The following is a 689-nucleotide window of genomic DNA, read 5'->3' on the forward strand; positions in this document are numbered from 1 at the left end:
GAATGAAAATGCCGGCAACCTTAGTTCGAGCGTTCACCAACTGGTGCGCATTGGTACGAAAGCCTATCCATTTTCACCGTTATATGAAGATATATAAGTAAATGAGCACCTTTTTTAAGTAGCCCTTCAAATTATTGCAGGGTGTTGCCCATTTGCTTGAATTTGCCCATATGTATAAATTCCCCGATAAAAGCTTTCTCGGTCTAAAATGCGTTTCACTTGTACTTTTGTAAATCGTTTCCCTTTCTCTGTTCGATGGCCTTCCATGTTGAGCTGTTCTGCCAATTGAGATAGTGACCAATGTTTAAAAAAATGTCTTAATTCAAATAGCCTCCGTACAACGATCGCTTTCTCTGTATCCACTTCTAATACTTTTCGCCCTTTCTGTACTGTATAACCAAACATGACACCGCCACCTGCATAGCCACCTTGTTCAGCTTTTTTCTTTCTGCCCCTACTTAGTTTCAATGCAATCTCTAATCGTTGATATTGGTCTAATAGCTCCAACATCCCATTCACTAAAAAATCATTTGGTTCATGTGTGTATATGCTGTAATTTGGCTGCTCAATCGCTTTCACATCTGCGTTATATTTTTTCAACTCTCGTTGTATCAATACTTTTGCCATATCAGAGCGCCACAAACGAGACGTATTTAATACAATTACTTGGCTCACTTGATGATATTCTA

General features: G+C 38.8%; 1 protein-coding gene. It reads right to left on the reverse strand.

The annotated features are described in order from the left end of the window. Positions 1–126: 126 nt before the first annotated feature. On the reverse strand, positions 127–689 hold a 563-nt coding region (locus tag C9J37_RS27825), incomplete at its 5' end, for a recombinase family protein (protein WP_107897949.1).

This window comes from Lysinibacillus mangiferihumi, assembly GCF_003049665.1.
In the GTDB taxonomy this organism is placed as follows: Bacteria; Bacillota; Bacilli; order Bacillales_A; family Planococcaceae; genus Lysinibacillus; species Lysinibacillus mangiferihumi.